The 17,795-nt window shown below is 62.4% G+C and carries 16 protein-coding genes; 7 read left to right on the top strand and 9 right to left on the bottom strand.

Translation table 11 applies throughout. From position 1 onward, the window contains the following. Positions 1–34: 34 nt before the first annotated feature. On the top strand, positions 35–700 hold the full coding sequence (aat, locus tag DC522_RS17025; protein WP_116529870.1) for a leucyl/phenylalanyl-tRNA--protein transferase: 666 nt from the start codon (positions 35–37) through the stop codon (positions 698–700). Positions 701–889: 189 nt separating this feature from the next. Here the strand turns inward: aat and DC522_RS17020 are convergent, their stop codons facing one another. From DC522_RS17020 to DC522_RS16995, 5 genes are all read right to left on the bottom strand, one after another. Continuing rightward, positions 890–1,510: a DUF2155 domain-containing protein gene (locus DC522_RS17020; protein ID WP_116529869.1), complete on the bottom strand. Its 621-nt coding sequence runs from the start codon at positions 1,508–1,510 to the stop codon at positions 890–892. Between the two features lie 148 nt (positions 1,511–1,658). Next, entirely contained in the window at positions 1,659–1,886 is a 228-nt protein-coding gene (locus DC522_RS17015; RefSeq protein ID WP_116529868.1) for a hypothetical protein, read from the bottom strand. A 30-nt stretch (positions 1,887–1,916) separates the two neighbouring features. Next, on the bottom strand, positions 1,917–2,330 hold the full coding sequence (locus DC522_RS17010) for an NADH:ubiquinone oxidoreductase subunit NDUFA12 (protein WP_116529867.1): 414 nt from the start codon (positions 2,328–2,330) through the stop codon (positions 1,917–1,919). A 155-nt stretch (positions 2,331–2,485) separates the two neighbouring features. After that, complete coding sequence (locus tag DC522_RS17005; protein ID WP_116529866.1) at positions 2,486–4,459, bottom strand: calcium-binding protein; 1,974 nt, start codon at positions 4,457–4,459, stop codon at positions 2,486–2,488. A gap of 373 nt (positions 4,460–4,832) precedes the next feature. After that, positions 4,833–6,755, bottom strand: a complete 1,923-nt coding sequence (locus DC522_RS16995) for a calcium-binding protein (RefSeq protein ID WP_116529864.1) — start codon at positions 6,753–6,755, stop codon at positions 4,833–4,835. A 1,071-nt stretch (positions 6,756–7,826) separates the two neighbouring features. Between DC522_RS16995 and DC522_RS16990 the strand changes: the two genes are divergently transcribed. Both DC522_RS16990 and DC522_RS16985 read left to right on the top strand, forming a co-directional pair. Then, positions 7,827–11,522, top strand: coding sequence for a vitamin B12-dependent ribonucleotide reductase (locus DC522_RS16990; RefSeq protein ID WP_116529863.1), 3,696 nt, complete (start codon positions 7,827–7,829; stop codon positions 11,520–11,522). A 105-nt stretch (positions 11,523–11,627) separates the two neighbouring features. Then, complete coding sequence (locus DC522_RS16985; RefSeq protein ID WP_116529862.1) at positions 11,628–12,176, top strand: DUF6680 family protein; 549 nt, start codon at positions 11,628–11,630, stop codon at positions 12,174–12,176. A gap of 307 nt (positions 12,177–12,483) precedes the next feature. On the opposite strand, the gene DC522_RS16980 is transcribed toward DC522_RS16985, so the two are convergent. Beyond that, entirely contained in the window at positions 12,484–12,930 is a 447-nt protein-coding gene (locus tag DC522_RS16980; protein WP_245444249.1) for a hypothetical protein, read from the bottom strand. A gap of 350 nt (positions 12,931–13,280) precedes the next feature. On the opposite strand from DC522_RS16980, the gene DC522_RS16975 reads away from it, so the two are divergent. Next, positions 13,281–13,652: a hypothetical protein gene (locus DC522_RS16975; protein WP_116529861.1), complete on the top strand. Its 372-nt coding sequence runs from the start codon at positions 13,281–13,283 to the stop codon at positions 13,650–13,652. Positions 13,653–13,778: 126 nt separating this feature from the next. Here the strand turns inward: DC522_RS16975 and DC522_RS16970 are convergent, their stop codons facing one another. The 3 genes from DC522_RS16970 to DC522_RS16960 form a co-directional block, all read right to left on the bottom strand. Then, positions 13,779–14,225 (bottom strand): hypothetical protein, encoded by a 447-nt coding sequence (locus DC522_RS16970; protein WP_371679805.1) that lies wholly within the window; start codon positions 14,223–14,225, stop codon positions 13,779–13,781. Positions 14,226–14,296: 71 nt separating this feature from the next. After that, positions 14,297–15,415, bottom strand: coding sequence for a branched-chain amino acid ABC transporter substrate-binding protein (locus tag DC522_RS16965; protein ID WP_116529860.1), 1,119 nt, complete (start codon positions 15,413–15,415; stop codon positions 14,297–14,299). A 227-nt stretch (positions 15,416–15,642) separates the two neighbouring features. Next, positions 15,643–16,413 carry an invasion associated locus B family protein gene (locus DC522_RS16960; RefSeq protein WP_116529859.1) on the bottom strand — a complete coding sequence of 257 codons (771 nt, stop codon included), beginning with the start codon at positions 16,411–16,413 and terminating at the stop codon, positions 15,643–15,645. Between the two features lie 248 nt (positions 16,414–16,661). On the opposite strand from DC522_RS16960, the gene DC522_RS16955 reads away from it, so the two are divergent. From DC522_RS16955 to DC522_RS16945, 3 genes are all read left to right on the top strand, one after another. Next, positions 16,662–16,904, top strand: a complete 243-nt coding sequence (locus tag DC522_RS16955; RefSeq protein ID WP_116529858.1) for a hypothetical protein — start codon at positions 16,662–16,664, stop codon at positions 16,902–16,904. A 263-nt stretch (positions 16,905–17,167) separates the two neighbouring features. Then, a complete protein-coding gene (locus DC522_RS16950; protein WP_116529857.1) occupies positions 17,168–17,359 on the top strand; it encodes a hypothetical protein in 192 nt (63 codons plus the stop codon). Between the two features lie 45 nt (positions 17,360–17,404). After that, a complete protein-coding gene (locus tag DC522_RS16945; RefSeq protein WP_116529856.1) occupies positions 17,405–17,560 on the top strand; it encodes a DUF1127 domain-containing protein in 156 nt (51 codons plus the stop codon). Positions 17,561–17,795: the final 235 nt, after the last annotated feature.

Here is a 17,795-nt window from a genome sequence, read left to right as displayed (position 1 = left end):
CTGACATGGCCCGAAAGATTGGACATGCTGGTGAATGACCCGGTCTTCCGACGATACCATCACCATCACGCCTGAGATCCTGCTCAAGGCCTATGCAGCCGGGATCTTCCCCATGGCGGAGGATGCTGACGATCCTTCTCTCTTCTGGGTCGAACCTCGCGAGAGGGGCATCATTCCCCTCGACGGCTTTCATCTTCCCAAGCGGCTGGCTCGCACGATTCGCGCAGATGAATTCGAGGTCCGGGTGGACCAGGATTTCGAAGCGGTCATTGCCGGCTGTGCGGCGCCAGCGGCGGATCGGGAGAAGACCTGGATCAACCGGCGGATCCGGGATCTCTACGGGCAATTGTTCGATGCCGGTTTCTGCCATACGGTCGAGGTCTATCGGGATGATCGCCTCGTTGGCGGACTTTATGGCGTGCGCCTGAAAGGCGCTTTCTTCGGCGAGAGCATGTTTCATACCGAGCGCGACGCGTCGAAAGTCGCGCTCGTGCATCTCGTGGCCCGGTTGAAGCGCGGCGGCTTCACGCTTCTCGATACCCAGTTCGTCACCTCGCACCTTGCGCAATTCGGCGCCATCGAGGTTCCCCGGCGCACCTACAAGCAGATGCTGCGCGCGGCCATGGAGCACGAGGGCCGTTGGTATGTCTGGCCCAAAGGCCAAAACGTGAGCGGCGAGGAAATCCTCACCGCGCTCTGAGAGACCTTAACAAAACTATCCTGAGCCTCATCCTGAGGAGCGTAGCGTCTCGAAGACTCACCCTGTGGAGGATTGCTTAAGCAATCCGTCTCGAAGGGCGAGGCGTCTCCAGAGAGCACTGGATCCTCCTTCGAGACGGTCGCTGCGCGACCTCCTCAGGATGAGGAATGTCGAGGCTCAAAATCGCTTTTAGCGGTCCGTATTGATAAGAGGAGCGTTCCGGTTGAAATCCCGGGTCGGACGCTGCGCAGGCTGACGCGGCTGCGGCGGAGCCGTGCCGAGCGGCGGTGCAGGCGGCAACGGCCGAGCGGCCTCCTCCGGAGCCATGATGCCGCCGGGCCGGGGGGTGTCCTCCGCAGGAGTGCGCTGCGCGGTCGGCTCGATCGGCGGCGGCTCTTCAACCACCTCCTTGGGCTCGGCGATCACCTCGGTGCCGCCTTTGCAGTCCACGAGCCAGATATCGTAGACCGGGTGCTCGATGCCGTGCAGGCCGGGGCTCGCCGCGAACATCCAACCGGAGAACACCTTGCGGACCTTCCCGTCCGTGCCGTTCTCCTCCACCTCGACGAAGGACGTGGTGTTCGGGGTCTCGGTCTGCGGCTTGGTAAAGCAGACGCGAGGGGTCATCTGCAGAGCGCCGAACTGCACCGTCTCATCGACCTTCACCTCGAACGACACGATGCGTCCGGTGATCTTGTCGAGGCCGGAGAAGACCGCCGTCGGATTCTTGATCCTGTCCGCCTGGGCTGCGCCCGCTGTGCCGATGAGCGATGCGAGCACCAGAGCCGCTCGCGTCCATTCGAACTTCATTGTTGGTCCATGCCCCTTGTGAGCTGGCTGAACGACCGAGCACGGCCGCTGTCGGTTTCCGGCAACGCGATAACACGCGAACCATGATGGAAAAAGGGCAAGCGAGACCAGAAGGCCCATTACGCCGCGCCTTTTACCGCTGACGCGTCTACCGAAAACCACGTTCCAAGGGATTGGGCGCGGGCTCCTTCATGGGATCGCCCTCTTTCTCCCGCTTCTCATGATGAGCGGTGGAGCAGGTCACAGAGCACAGCAGCCCACGATCCGACCAATAGGACGGGCCGTTCTCGATCTTGCCGGCGTGATACGCGAAGTCCGTGTGGCCGTAAGGCAGGCCACACTCGACACAGATGCGGGAATTGAGTCGGTTCAGCATGACAGGGTCAGGGGCAAGGCCGGGCCGGCCTCACTCACCCGGCGTCCACGGAACATAGTCGCCGGTGGCGGCGGGGCGCCGACCGGTCGCGAGCTGCGAGCCCTGCGGACGGTAGGCCATCGGCGTACCCGTCATGTTCGGAACGTAGGGCTTCTCCCAGGAACGCGGCTGGTAGTTTTCCTCACTCGGGGGAACGTCGCCGTTGTGGCAGAGCCAGGCGCGCCAGCCCGGAGGAACCCGAGAAGCATCGGCCTCGCCGTTATAGATGACCCAGCGGCGCTCGGCGCCCACATTCGAGTCGATCGGCTGAGCCTGGGTATAGCGGTAGTAGCGGTTGCCGAACTCGTCCTCGCCCACGAACTGCCCCTTGCGCCACGTGAAGAATCGGGTGCCGAGGGTCTGTCCGTTCCACCAGGTGAAGAACTGCGCCAAAAACTGTTTCATAGCGGTCATCGTGTCATAAGAACTGCGGGACTTATGGAGGCAAATCCTCAAAAAGTCCAGAAGGATAGAATGGCAGGAAGCAGCTCCCTCGATGCGCCCTCGCCAACGACAAAGGGGCGCCGGAGCGCCCCTTCGCTCTGCGAGATCAGCTGGCCTCAATACCCGATGAGGATGTGGTCGGCGGCGCTCCACCAGAGATTGGCACCGTAGCCCTTGAGCGTTATCTGCCACTGGTTGTCGACCGTCACAATCGTGTCGTAGCCGGTCTGCGCCCAGCCGCCGGTCCAGGAGACGGTCTTGACGCGGGTGAAGGACACGTTCGCGGTGCCCTCGATGTGGATCCACTCGTTGATCGCGAAGTCCTGGATCGTGTCGCTCCCGTCGCCGGCGTGGAAGCGGAAGCCGTCGCGGCCGGCACCGCCCCACAGCAGGTCGTTGCCCGCACCGCCTTCGAGCGTGTCGTCGCCGTTGCCGCCGGCCAGCGTGTCGGCGCCGACCTCGCCGCGCAGCAGGTCGTCGCCGTCCCAGCCCATCAGCCCGTCGTTGCCGTCGCCGCCGTCGATCGAGTCGCGGCCGGCACCCTCGCCGCCGTCGAGATGGTCGTCGCCGGCATTGCCGCGGATCACATCGTCGCCGGCATTGCCGTAGACCTGGTCGTTGCCGGCGCCGCCCTCGACGGTGTCGTCGCCGCTCTCGCCCGACAGGAAGTCGTCGTCGTTGCCGCCGAAGATCTGGTCGTTGCCCTCGCCGCCCCAGAGCACGTCGCGGCCGGTGCCGCCGAGCAGCACGTCCCACCCGGCATAGCCGTAGATCGTGTCGCTGCCGGTGTTGCCCACCACATAGTCGCTGTAGAGGCCGCCGAGGACAAAGTCGTGGCCCGCCCCGGCATCGATCACCGCGCCGCTCGCCGTGAGCGCGCCGGCCCGGCCCTCGTGGCGGCCATTGGCGAAGTAGTGCTCCACGACCCAAGCGTCGGAGAGGCCGTGGGCGTTCTTGTAGGCCAGGATGTCCGGGTTGGCCGCGAGATAGCCGGCGAGATCGAAATGGGTGCCCCAGTCGATGCCGCCCCCGCGGCTGATCCCGGCCCAGCCGCCGGCGCGGCCATCGCGAGCGCCGTCGGCGAGCCAGTGCCGGTAGGCGAAGTCCTCGCCGAGGCCCCACATGTCCTTGAGGGTGGCGACGTCCAGGTTCTTGGCGAAATAATCAGCGGCGTCGAAGCCCTCGCTGGTGCCGGTGCCGACCTTGATCACGTCGTCATGAGCGCTGCCAACCACGTTCTCGACATCGAGCAGCCGGTCGCCGGTGGCGTCGCCGCGGCTGCCGATGCCGGTCGCGAGATTGACAACGATCCCGATGGCGCTGCCGGCATAGCTCACTGTGTCGGTGCCGGCGCCGCCATAGAGAATATCGCCCCCCGCGCCGCCAGAAAGAACGTCGTTGCCGTCGCCGCCGCTCAGGATGTCGGAACCGGAACTGCCAGAAACAGTGTCATTACCGCCCGCTCCCATGACGAGACCAGATCCCTGGATGGAATCATTGCCTGAAGAGCCCAGCGTCACACGAAGCGTAAAGCTCGACACTTCACCAGTGGAGTTTTCACCCACGGAGTCTTCATCGGCCGGAGGAGCTTCCACTTCGTCCGCATAGAGGACAAGATTGTCCGGGTGGATGTGTCCATCCGAGAAATGTTCGCCATAGGTCTCATAAAGCCAATACTCCGGCTGGTAGAGCGTATTGTTAGGCCTACCATAGACCGACTCGTAGAAGTCATACCGTGTTAGCCACCGGTCGAACTCATATTTCAGGCGATCGTACGTAGCTCTCATGGAATAGAAGGCACCGGCTTCATCAGTTGGGTTCAACTGTGGCGCGTAAATCTTGATATCGATGTAGATGGGGTCGCCGTTCTCATCGATGTCGCCACTGTCTATACCGCCCCCCTCCTCAGTCACCGGGTCGGTCCGTGTACCGGAAGGTTGGATCGCTACCGGATACGATGAACCTGTCCCCGAGCCCCCGGTAACGTTGCCGGTGATGGTGCCACCCGTACCAGTTCCACCATACTGAATGCCGCCACCGCCGCTGTTATCGAAAAACGCGTCAAGCGCCTGCCAGATGTTGAAGCTCACAAATCGCTCCTGTTAATTAGTCTTCAGCAAAAGGCGTTTCCGAGGACGACAGAGCCGGATCAACGTTAGAGACGTTGATCCCGCTCGCCTCGGCACCCAGCCTTTTTCCTTCATCGTAGGCAACGTTATATAATCATATTGCTTCGTTTCCAGCGCATGAAAGTTGCAATCTCCGAAGCAATGCGCTTTTAGATTGCGTTGCGCCAAATGCCGGACGTGAGCGGAACAGCCGCGCAGAGCGGCAGCTCAAGCAAGAATAGAGAACCTGCGGGATCCAGCTCTGCTTCCGCTCCTTCAGGAGATGGGCCGGACAGGCCCTCGCCAACGACAAAGGGGCGCTCCGGCGCCCCTTCGGTATGCGAGATGGCGGGCCTCAAATCGAGAAGAGGGTGTGCTCGGCGGCGCTCCACTGAAGGCGGCCGCCGTAGCCTTCGAGGACGATCTGCCACTGCCAGTTGACCGTCACAATCGTGTCGAAGCCATACACAGACATGCCGTCGACCCGAGAATAGGTCCTCTGGAGGTCGACGTGCACGTTCTCGGTGCCGTCGATCCGGATCCAATCGCCGCGCTCGAAGTCCATGATCTTGTCGACCCGCACAGGCCAGCCCGGATAGTTCGACCTTTCGCCATCGCGGACGGCGTGGAACCGGAAGCCGTCGTGGCCGGCACCGCCCCACAGCTCGTCGCGGCCCTGGCCGCCTTCGAGCACGTCGTCGCCGTTGCCGCCGGCCAGCGTGTCGGCGCCGACCTCGCCGCGCAGCAGGTCGTCGCCGTCCCAGCCCATCAGCAGGTCCTGGCCGTCGCCGCCGTCGATCGAGTCGCGGCCGGCACCCTCGCCGCCGTCGAGATGGTCGTCGCCGGCATTGCCGCGGACCACGTCGTCGCCGGCATTGCCGTAGACCTGGTCGTTGCCGGCGCCGCCCTCGACGGTGTCGTCGCCGCTCTCGCCCGACAGGAAGTCGTCGTCGGCGCCGCCGAAGATCTGGTCGTTGCCCTCGCCGCCCCACAGCACGTCGCGGCCGGTGCCGCCGAGCAGCACGTCCCACCCGGCATAGCCGTAGATCGTGTCGCTGCCCGTCCCGCCAGTGACGTAGTCGCTGTAGAGGCCGCCATGGACTTCGTCATCGCCTCCTCCCCCATCGATCACCGCCCCGCTCGCCGTGAGCGCGCCGGTGCGGCCCTCGTGGCGGCCGTTGGCGAAGTAGTGCCCCACGACCCACGAGTCGGGGAGGTCGCGGGCGTCCTGATAGTCCGCGACGTCCGGATTGGCCGCGAGATAGCCGGCGAGATCGAAATGGGTGCCCCAATCCGCGCCAGCGGACATGCCGTTCCATCTGCTTATCCCGTCCCAGCCGCCGAAGTGGCCGTGGAAACGGCCGTTATAGGCCCAATGCAGGTAGGCCCAGCTGTCGGGGAGGTCGTTGTCGATCATGTAACGATCGACATCGGGGTTCTGGCGGCGGTACTCGGCCGCGTCGAAGCCCTCGGCGGAGGCGGTGCCGACTTTGATCACATCGTTATGGGCGCTGCCGATGACGTTGTCGACATCCCTGAACCGGTCGCCCATGGCGTCGCCGCCCATGCCCAGGCCGGCCGCGAGATTGATGATGATCCCATAAGCGCTGTCGGCATAGCTCGCCGTGTCGGCGTCGGCGCCGCCGTAGAGCGTATCGCTGCCACTCCCCCCAACCAATAGATCGTTGCCGTCGCCTCCATCAAGAAAGTCGCTTCCCGATCCACCGTCCAGTCGATCGTGACCTTCGTCGCCACCCAAGTCATCGTCGCCGCCCTCGCCGAAGAGGACATCGTGACCTTCCCCGCCCCATATGATGTCGGATCCGCTACCGCTGCGAACCACATCGTCGCCGCCTCTGCCAATGATGGCCTCGGGACCTGGCCCGCTCAAAATGGTGTCGGGTCCGTCACTGCCCTCAATCATCTCGTATTCGCCCGGCCTGGGGATCTCGTCGTCGGCATAGATCATGTTCCTATCCACGGAGCCCTGAACGTCATCCCCGGTGTCGAGACGAACCTTCACATCGAAGGCCCTTCGGGTGCCACCCTCGTCGACGGCGATGTCCTCGTCGGTTATTTGGCAGGGCAAGCGTGTGTCTCGCCCGGGATGAGCGTATCTCACCACGCCATCCTCATCCCTGAAAACGCCTCCGCACAGGCCGTTTCCGACGATCCAATCGGCGCCCCAGACAGGCTGCACACCGTCATAGGTGATGGGGGTCTTTCCACCGAACTTCAGAATATGGGGGTAATACTTCCACTTGAGTGACGTTACCATGTTCACTTCGCTCTAGACTGTTAGGAACGCCCCCGACTGATCTCTGAAATGTTATTTTGAAGCGAAAGATAGAGGCTAATTTCTCATTTCAACCCTATATTCCTATAGGTCATCGCATGCCTCTTTCAGGGTGCATGAGCGCTCGCTTGGCGCATCCGCCGCTCGTTACGGTAGGACAGGAAGCTGTGAAGGACTGAATCGTGGATACCGAGACCGCTAGCCAGTCTCATCCCGACTTCGCCTGCTGTCGCAGGTGATCTGAAATAACCTCGACTACTGCGACCAATTCGAAAGCATCCCAATGCACGGATGATGCAGTCGGTGGGCGGGGCCTCCAGCGACGCATCTGTCATGGCTACCGACAGGCCGCTCAGAAGACCTGCGCCGGCTTTACACAGACGGTTCGGCGGGCACGGACAAGCCGTTTTACAACCTGCGTCGGTACCCTCGCGAAGCCCAGCCTCTGAGTCGCGTCAGCGGTATCTGATTCTCACCTCGCCACATTGGGCGATTCTGTGGCGGCTTTTCCCGGATTCACGGGATTTCCGCGCTTGAGCCGGTTATTTGACCCACGCGATCTTCCCCAATGGCGATTGATGCGCCGGCACAACATCCGCCTCGTCTTGTGCATGGCAAAATTGCAAATCTGAGCCGGCCAACCTTGGCCATTCGAGAAAGGGGATTTGGAATCTGAAAGGAGTCTCCAAGGCTTAGCTAGTTTTCCACATTCTTAACACTTGCCCACTATATATAGTTGGAACAAGAACGCTCAGCACAAGTTCTTGACGTGAGGCTCGCATCACGACTAGCTTGCCGGGGTTCCGATCCGAGACCGGCGGCCGGCCCGAAAGGGCGGTCGAAATCTCCCCAGAGCAAGCGTCCAGAGCCCGCGGCAACCGAGTTGCTGCGCGACCTGTGGCGTCTGGAGGAGACCGTAACTCGGGCGTGTGGCGTGTGGCGATCCGCAAAACGGGTCGTTGGGGTGTCGAACAAAGTTTTTTGGGGCTGAAGAGCCACAGGGACAACTTGTGGCCACGGGGACGTTTGTCTCCAAACTTGAGGATGTCAAAGATGCGGATCGAGCGGCGTTACACCAAAGCTGGGCAGTCGCCTTATTCCTCCCTCGCCTTCCGGCTCGCCACGAGCGAGATCCGCAATCCGGACGGCTCCGTCGTCTTCAAGCTCGAGAACATCGAGGTGCCGGAGACCTGGAGCCAGGTGGCGTCCGACGTTCTCGCTCAGAAGTATTTCCGCAAAGCGGGCGTTCCGGCCCGCCTGAGACGAGTCGAGGAGAACGACGTCCCCTCCTGGCTCTGGCGCTCGGTGCCTGACGAGGCCGCGCTCGCCGAGCTGCCGGAAGAGAGCCGCTTCGGTTCCGAGATTTCCTCCAAGCAGGTCTTCGACAGGCTAGCCGGCTGCTGGACCTATTGGGGCTGGAAGGGCGGCTATTTCTCATCGGAAGAAGATGCTCAGGCCTTCTACGACGAGCTGCGCTACATGCTCGCCAACCAGATGGTGGCGCCGAACTCCCCGCAATGGTTCAACACCGGCCTGCATTGGGCCTACGGCATCGATGGCCCCGGCCAGGGCCATTATTATGTGGACTACAAGACCGGCAAGCTGACGAAGTCGAAGTCGGCCTACGAGCACCCGCAGCCGCATGCCTGCTTCATCCAGAGCGTCGAGGACGACCTGGTGAACGAAGGCGGCATCATGGATCTGTGGGTCCGCGAGGCGCGCCTCTTCAAGTACGGCTCGGGCACCGGCTCCAACTTCTCGAAGCTGCGTGGCGAGGGCGAGAAGCTCTCCGGCGGTGGCCGTTCCTCGGGCCTGATGTCCTTCCTCAAGATCGGCGACCGCGCTGCCGGCGCCATCAAGTCGGGCGGCACCACCCGCCGCGCGGCGAAGATGGTCGTCGTCGACGTCGATCACCCTGACATCGAGAGCTACATCGACTGGAAGGTGAAGGAGGAGCAGAAGGTCGCCGCGCTGGTTGCCGGCTCCAAGCTCGCCTCCAAGCATCTCAAGGCCATCCTGAAGGCCTGCGTGAACTGCGAGGCTCCCGGTGACGCCTGCTTCGACCCGGAGAAGAACCCGGCTCTGAAGAAAGAGATCAAACAAGCGCGCCGGGTCCAGATCCCGGACAACTACATCAAGCGCGTCATCCAGTTCGCACGCCAAGGCTACACGGAGATCGACTTCCCCGTCTACGACACGGACTGGGACTCGGAAGCGTATCTGACGGTCTCCGGCCAGAACTCCAACAACTCCGTCTCGGTGACGGACGACTTCCTGCGCGCTGTCGAGAACGACGGCGAGTGGAAGCTCACGGCCCGCAAGGACGGCAAGGTGCTGAAGACCCTCAAGGCCCGCGACCTGTGGGAGCAGATCGGCCATGCCGCCTGGGCCTCCGCCGATCCGGGCCTGCACTTCAACACCACCATGAACGACTGGCACACCAGCCCCGCCGGTGGCCGCATCCGGGCGTCGAATCCCTGTTCGGAATACATGTTCCTGGACGACACGGCCTGCAACCTCGCCTCCGCGAACCTGCTGCAGTTCTTCGACCGCGCGGCGCATAAGTTCGATGCCGAGTCGTTCGAGCATGCCTGCCGCCTGTGGACCGTGGTGCTCGAAATCTCCGTGATGATGGCGCAGTTCCCGTCGAAGGAGATCGCGCAGCTTTCTTATGAGTACCGCACGCTCGGCCTCGGCTATGCCAATATCGGCGGCCTGCTCATGACCATGGGCCTGCCTTACGACTCCGATGCCGGCCGTGCGCTCGGCGGCGCGATCACTGCGATCATGACCGGCGTGTCCTATGCCACCTCCGCCGAGATGGCGGGCGAGCTCGGCGCGTTCCCGAACTACAAGGCCAACGCGAAGTCGATGCTGCGCGTGATCCGCAACCATCGCCGTGCGGCGCACGGCTTGTCGGAAGGCTACGAGGGCCTCTCCGTGAATCCGGTGCCGCTCGATCACGCCTCCTGCCCCGATCAGGACCTGATCGCTCACGCGAAGGCCGTCTGGGACAAGGCGCTCGAACTCGGCGAGAAGAACGGCTACCGCAACGCGCAGTCCACCGTGATCGCGCCCACCGGCACGATCGGCCTCGTGATGGATTGCGACACCACCGGCATCGAGCCCGACTTCGCTCTCGTGAAGTTCAAGAAGCTCGCCGGCGGCGGCTACTTCAAGATCATCAACCGGGCCGTGCCGGACGCGCTGCGTGCGCTCGGATACCGTGAATCCGAGATCGCCGAGATCGAGGCCTATGCGGTCGGCCACGGTTCCATGAAGCAGGCTCCCGCGATCAACCCCGGCTCACTTCGCGCCAAGGGCTTCACGGACGAGAAGATCGAGGCTGTCGAGAAGGGCCTCCGATCAGCCTTCGACATCAAGTTCGTCTTCAACCGCTGGACGCTCGGCGAGGACTTCCTCACCGGCACGCTCAAGGTGCCTGCCGAGAAGCTCAACGATCCGTCCTTCGACCTGCTCCAGTTCCTCGGCTTCTCGAAGGCCGACATCGAGGCCGCGAACATCCACATCTGCGGTGCGATGACATTGGAGGGCGCGCCCTTCCTGAAGCTCGAGCACTATGCTGTGTTCGACTGCGCCAATCCGTGCGGCAAGATCGGCAAGCGCTATCTCTCGGTCGAAAGCCACATCCGCATGATGGCGGCGGCGCAGCCCTTCATCTCGGGCGCGATCTCCAAGACCATCAACATGCCCAACGACGCCACCGTCGAGGATTGCAAGAACGCCTACATGCTCTCCTGGAAGCTGGCACTGAAGGCGAACGCTCTCTACCGCGACGGCTCCAAGCTCTCGCAGCCCCTGAACGCCGCTCTCATCAGTGATGAGGAAGACGAAGCAGAGGATGCGGTGGAAGCCATCACCGCCATGCCCGCCGCCGCCAAGGCCGCGCACGTGACGGAAAAGATCGTGGAGAAGGTGGTCGAGCGCGTGGTCGCTCTGCGCGAGCGCGAGAAGATGCCCGACCGCCGCAAGGGGTACACCCAGAAGGCCGTCGTCGGAGGCCATAAAGTGTATCTGCGTACCGGCGAGTACGACGACGGTCGTCTGGGTGAAATCTTCATCGACATGCACAAGGAAGGCGCCGCCTTCCGTGCGATGATGAACAACTTCGCCATCGCGATCTCGCTCGGCCTGCAATACGGCGTGCCGCTGGAGGAATACGTGGAGGCCTTCACCTTCACCCGCTTCGAGCCGGCCGGCTTCGTGCAGGGCAACGAGCGCATCAAGTCCGCGACCTCGATCCTCGACTACGTGTTCCGCGAGCTCGCTATCTCCTATCTCGGCCGCAACGACCTCGCCCACGTGGACCCGTCGGAGAGCAGCCCCACCACCATCGGCTCGGGCGAAGCCCAGTCGAAGGCGCCGGAAGCGGCTCCCGCCACGGCGATCGTCTCCCGCGGCTTCACCCGCGGTAACGTGGACCGCCTCATGCTCATCCCGGGTGGAGCCAACCAGCAGCGCACGGGCGCGGTGACGGTCGGCGCGAACGCTCTGAAGGGTGAACTCGCTTCACCCGCAGCGCAGGAGCAGGTCGTCGGCGAAGCCGAGATGTCCAAGCTCGCCTTCTCCGCCCCCGCCGCCTCCCCCTCGATCGCCGACAAGCGCGCCGAGGCCAAGATGAAAGGCTACGTGGGCGAAGCCTGCCCCGAATGCGCGAACTTCACGCTGGTGCGGAATGGGACCTGCTTGAAATGCGATACGTGCGGCAGCACGACGGGATGCTCCTAAAATAAAGAGCCCCGGAAGCGTGTCGCTTCCGGGGTTTTTCACATTGAGCCCCAGCAAACATCTTAAGTAGTGAACTTTTCCTCCACTTGGGCTGGAGAAATCAGCATGGACGCATCAATAAAGCTCGCTGATTTGGCTATAGTCTTTGCAACGTTGCTAGGGCCGATCTTGGCTATCCAAGCCCAGAAAATGATCGAACGTGCGACCGAAGCAAAGCGCCGGAAACTTGAAGTGTTCCATACTCTAATGGCTACGAGAGCTACTCGACTTGCCCCGGAGCATGTGCAGGCACTCAATAGGATCGATATTGAGTTTGTTGATACCAGCCGCAGAGAGAATGCACGCAACAAGCCTGTGGTTGATGCGTATAGAATCTACCTAGATAAACTATCTGAACGCGCAGAGCAGACTGAAGCAGCAATCCGACTGTGGAATCAAACCTGTGACGAACTCTTCATTGAGTTACTCTTCGCAATGTCTCAACGGCTAGGATACACTTTCGACAAGGTCCAGCTAAAACGTGGCATTTATCATCCGCAAGGCCATAGTGAGACCGAGCTGATTCAGAACGAAATTCGAGACAACTATCTTCGAATTATCTCTGGTCAACAGCCTCTAGCAGTTAGGTTTATCAACTCTTCAAATGCTGCCTGAGGTCCCTGATCATAAGTGAGCTCTATCGTAGGCAAGTTGAATAAGACGCCACAGACATAAAACCTAGTGATGCATACGAACACGCATCTCGCACTGGAGCCCCCGGCTTGTCCCGGCCATCCATGTCTTCACTCGCCACTGTCATACCGGGGCGAGCCAAGCGAGAGCCCGACCCGAAGGGCCACGCCAGAGGCACAGAAATCCATAAATGCTGACGCTTCAGAATGGAGCGGTCAGCGTCCCACTTTATTGGGCACTTCTGGCGGCTATGGATCCCCGCCTTCGCGGGGATGACAGCGGAGAGATCTCACTCCTCCGGCCTCCGGAACACGCCGTGGATCACGTGGCCGCGTCCGATCAGCTCCGGCGGTGGGTTGGCCCAGTCGATCGCCTCGGGCTTGCGGTTATGCCAGTAGATCATCCAGTGGCCTTGTTCATCCTGGTACACGCCGTAGATCAAATGGCCGCGCCAGTGGCGGAGGGAGAGCGTGTGACTGAGTCCGGCGAGGCCCCGCATGACGAGCCAGGTGACGCCGAGCACCGTTGCGGGCATGGCGATGAGCCAGAGAGCCTGGATGAATTCGGGCGACGTATGAAATTTCGACAGCCAATCGGCCACGATGCTGTAGGGCTGGTCCATCGCAACAACTCCCTTGAGTGAAGCGACCACCAGCGGTGCTGGTGGCCGGGGAGTTGAGAAGCCGTCAGGGACGACCGCGATGACCTTTAGGCTTTCGCCCTGGACATGCGCCATCGCCTCCCCGACCGTAAGGTTGGGAAGGCATCGGTAGCGGCGGATGCTTGCGCCGCCCTGACGGGGTTCTCACGCCCCGGAACCGGGTGCGCCCGGCTCCGGATACGAGATAACACATGAAGGTGGTGAAGGGTCAATGGGCTCAAGGATCGATCTGCGCGATGCCAATGCGCTCCGCGCCCAAGACGGTCCTTCTGGCCTTCGCAAGAGCGTGCGGGGCGGTACCTTGAGAACACTTGCCACCGACGAGGACCAGCTTCCAGCTTCCGGATAAAATTCACAGTCACGCTGGAACGCTCACGGAGAGCATACGTTGGACCCACAACCGATGTAATCGCAGGAGTTCTCAGATGCGTGTCGTGAAAACCGGCCTTCTGGCCGTGGCCCTGGCTGTTGGCTTTGGCGCAGCGGCCTCCGCCCAGTCCGTGGAGGTCCGCACCCGGTCCGTGACGCCCGGGCACATGATGCAGGACGATGACGAGGTCAGCACCACCCGCGAGATCCGCCGCTCCAGGGGCACCGTCGAGCGCCGCGTGGTGCGCGAGCCCTCCGCGACGGGCACCGTCACCACCCGCCGCGGCGCGTCCTATTACGCTCCCGGTCAGGTGAAGAAGCGCGTGACCGTTCGGTCGGCCCGCGATTACGCTCCCGGCCACCTGGTGGACGATGATGACGCCACGACCACCACGACCGTGCGTCGCCGCGTGCGGACGATCGACTAAAACTTCCGCGCAATCCGGAATTGAAGCGAGGCAGGGCGAAAGCCCTGCCTCGCTTCAATTCCGGTGCCGCAAGTCTAGTGCGATGCCGGAGACCGTCGCTCACCTCCGGCGGCAGGTACCGGCGGATCAGGCGGCCTTCACGCCCTGAAGGAAGGTCGAGACCTCTTGACCCAGGTCGCTCGAGTGGCGGGCCAGGTCCTGGGCGGCGCCCAGCACCTGTGAGGCCGCAGCGCCCGTTTCGCCAGCCCCCTGCCGAACGTCCTCGATGTTGCCGGTGACCGCTTCCGTACCGCGCGCGGCCTCCTGCACCTTGCGGGCGATCTCCGCCGTCGCGGCACCCTGCTCCTCCATCGCGGTCGCGATGGAGATCGAGATCTGCGACATCTCCGCAATCGTCCGGGCAATCTGCTCGATCGCGCTGACCGCGTGCCCTGTTGCCTGCTGCACGGAGCCGATCTGCGCCGAAATTCCCTCGGTCGCCTTGGAGGTCTGGTTGGCGATGGCCGTCATGGACTGAGCAGTCGCCTCCATCTCGGTTGCAGCGCTCGACAGCCCCTGAGTCAGAGCCGACACGTTCGCCTCGAAGCGTCTGGTGAGATCGTCGAGCAGCCGCGCGTTCAGTCTGACAGCGACTACCGCAGACGCTACTGCGTCAGCTTGCTGTACTTGCCGTCCTTCCACACATTGATGTCGTAGCGCGGGTTCTTGACGTCGCCCTTCTCGTCGAAGCTGACGGAGCCGACAACCGTATCCACGTTCGTGGTGCGTAAGGCTTTCGCGACGGCGACCGGATCCGTGCTGTTCGCCTTGGCGATGCCGCCGGCAATCGCCTGGACCACGGCGTAGGAGAACAGGGTGAAGCCCTCGGGGGTGAAGTTGATCTGCTTGAACTGCTCCAGGGCGGTCTTGGCGGCCTCGTTCTCGCGGGCATCCGGCGGGAAGGTGAACAGGGTGCCCTCGCCGGCGGGTCCGGCGACGGACCAGAATTCGGGCGTGGCGAGGCTGTCGCCCATCATGAGCTGGAACTGGTAATTCTGGTCCCCTGCCTGCCGTTTGATCAGCCCGGCCTCGGTGTGATAGCCGCCGAAATAGAGGAACTCGACCCCCGCGCTCTTCAGGCGGTTCACCACGGCGCTGTAATCCTTCTCGCCGGCATTGATGCCCTCGTAGAGCACTTCCCGGACGCCGGCCTTGTTGAGGTCTTCCTTCACCACATCGGCGAGGCCTTTGCCGTAGGCGCTCTTATCGTGCAGGATCGCGATCTTCTTCGTGCCGTACTTCTCCTTGATCCACGGCCCGATGAAGCGCCCCTGCGCATCGTCGCGGCCATAGAGGCGCAGGATCGTCGTATAGCCGTTCTTCGCCGCATCGTCCGTGAGCTTCGGAGCGCTCGAGGCCGGGCTCATCATGAGGATGTTGTTCTCGCCATAGACCTCCGCCGCCGGAATGGATGAGCCCGAGCAGGCATGCCCGTCGACGAACTTGATGCCAGCCGACAGGATCCGGTTGGCAATGGCGACAGCCTGTTTCGGATCGCAGGCGTCGTCCTGGATCGAGATCTTGATCGTCTTGCCGTTGACGCCGCCGTTCTTGTTGATGGCCTCGGCCGCGAGTTCGGCTCCACGCCTGATCTGCTCGCCGATTGACGCGACGGCGCCTGTCATCGGCCCTGCCACCGCGATGGTGATGTCCTCGGCGCGGGCAACCCCGGTGGCCGTCAGAAGAGACAGGATGGACAAGGAAAACAGCGGCTTGGCATTCATGATATTCCTCCCTCTCGTTGACCACTGGCGGCGGACTTTTCGATGCCCGAAGCAGCCATCCGGCGGCGTTGCATCGAGGGGGAACTAGAAGACGGCCCCGCATCGGGAAGCCCACCCGAGGATGGAAAGTCCGCTCACCCGCTTTGGTCTCAGCCAAGGCCCGGGCTGGCATCAGCCCGGGCCTGCTCTCGCGTGTTTCTGAATTCCTGAGGAATCCTGAAGCGCCTCTAGTTCTTGGGCTGAGTGGCGGCAGCGTTGCCGTCGGCAGGGGCCTGGGCGGGGTTGCCGAAGTTGCCCATCCGGCGGCGGTTCCGGAGTTCCTCCGCCTGCTTTTGCAGCTCCTCCTGCACCTTCTTCTGCTGCTCGGCCAGGACCTTCGGATCGACCGGCGGTCCGTCGAAGGCTTTGCCGAAGCCCTCAGCCGGAACGGCAAAGGCAACTTCCCGGCCCGCCTGGTTCCGGGCGCTGATCGTCAGGGTCGTGCCTTTCTTCAGGGCTGCGACGAAATCATCCTTCACCACGGCCTCGACGAAGCAGCCATTAGGGAGGCAGCTCGCATAGCGGCCCCCGACCGGCTGGCTCTTGTCGACAACGATGCGAACGCCGGGCGGCACAAGGAAGCCAAGCGGCATCATGATCCGCATGAGCTTCTGCGATGCCTTGCCCTTGACGTCATAGAGGGCCACCGCAACGACCCGCTGCCCCTTGTCCGTGACGAAGTCGCGCGTGGTGTAGCAGATCTCGGCCTTCGCCGCCTCGTCCTTCCCGCAGACCTTGGTCCATTCCGGCTGGGACGGCTCCGCTTTCAGCGCCACGGCCACGGGACCGGCGTTCTCCGCCTGTTGTGGTTGTGTCTGCTGGGGTTGGGCCTGCTGGGCTTTGGGTGCTGTGGACTTGGCTTTAGGAGCCTGCCCGGACGTTTGAGCAAGACCCGGTCCGGCACTGAGCGCCAGCACCGTGGCAATCGCAGAACCGGCAAGGCGGGAGGTAAATGACATCTCGGGAGCTCTCCTCTCATTGAGACCTGAACGCATCGGAGTGGGCAAATCGGTAGCTGCTTACCCCAGTCTGGCGCTGTTGTTCGAAGCGGTGAGCTGACGCAGTACGGGTGAACAGGCGCTTAACAACGGGCTTCATTCCTCCCTGCTCCTGCGGATGCCAAGCGGAACCCTTGCTGGGGACAGACCGTCTATCAGAAGAAGTTCGCGTCATCGCCTATATGGCTGCCCACCAGGAGAGCACTTGGATGAACAAGGGATTTGGCGTCACCGTGACGGTGACACATCCGGACCATCGGACGCCGAAGATTGCTCCTCTGGTGGTCGTTGCCCGCGACGAACGAGACGCCGAGCTGATCGCTGCCCAAGCCGCCGGACCAAGCGCATCAGCTGAAACGCTGCGTGAGCTCACGGATGAAGAGGTCTTGGCCTATGGTCTTGACCTGCAGAACCATGGCAGCGCCAAGGTCCTGCCGATCCTGAACCTATAGTAATTTCCAGGGTTTAGACAGCAATATCGCCTCTTCAGCACGATGTATGGACAGCGGATGCGTTGCCGCCGGAATGCCTATTCCGCATGCCGTCCGCCCAGCGAACAGGCACCGGTCGCATGGCAAGAAAACATTTACGCTTGTGACATGCACCCTGAGCATGGCTTGCATTCGCCAACCCTTCTTTCGCAACGCACAAAAACGGGCATAATCACTTATACGAAAGTATGAAACTCGCTTGATCAGAGTTAAGGTGAAATCCGATGAGCACGTTGCAGGTTAGCGCTCCCATTGCCGCCAATTCTTCCGTTATAACCTCCCGGCGTCCCGGCCCCGTGCTTCGGGTCCTCAGCGCTGTCATCAGCGCCATGGCCGAAACCAGCCGCCGCAGAGCAGAGCGTGAGATTGCCCGGGTCGTCCGCGTCTATAGACTCGACACCGCCGATCACGCCTGAGTTGAAGGCACGCCTCAGTTCCTTCCCAAGATCGAGTTCGATCCCATGCTTATGTCCATGATCCTCAACCGCGTCGCCGCTTGGCGTCGCTATCGTCAGGCCTTTCGCGAGTTGGACGGGCTCACCGACCGGGAACTGGCCGAACTCGGCTTCGGCCGTCGCGACATCCGCACCCTTGCCCGACAGGCTGCCGCTATGTGACCTGTGCCGGGAGCCTCCTGGGACACTCTGCTTCAGATCAGCGACGCTTCACAGCTCTTGAATCAGACTCAAGCCCCTGCCCGCATGAAATGGCCGGGCTTGTCCCGGCCATCCACGTCTGAAAAGACCCCTGGATCGAAGACGCAGGCGGCCATGACGGGAGATCAGCGTGACCACTTGTGCTCGTTGATTTCCGGCTCGCCGTGAAAGCGCCGCTCCATGCGAAGGGCGATGC

The organism is Microvirga sp. KLBC 81, from assembly GCF_003075415.1.
Classification (GTDB): Bacteria; Pseudomonadota; Alphaproteobacteria; order Rhizobiales; family Beijerinckiaceae; genus Microvirga.
Note: the sequence above shows the minus strand (reverse complement) of the source record. Positions and strands in the feature narration are given on the sequence as shown.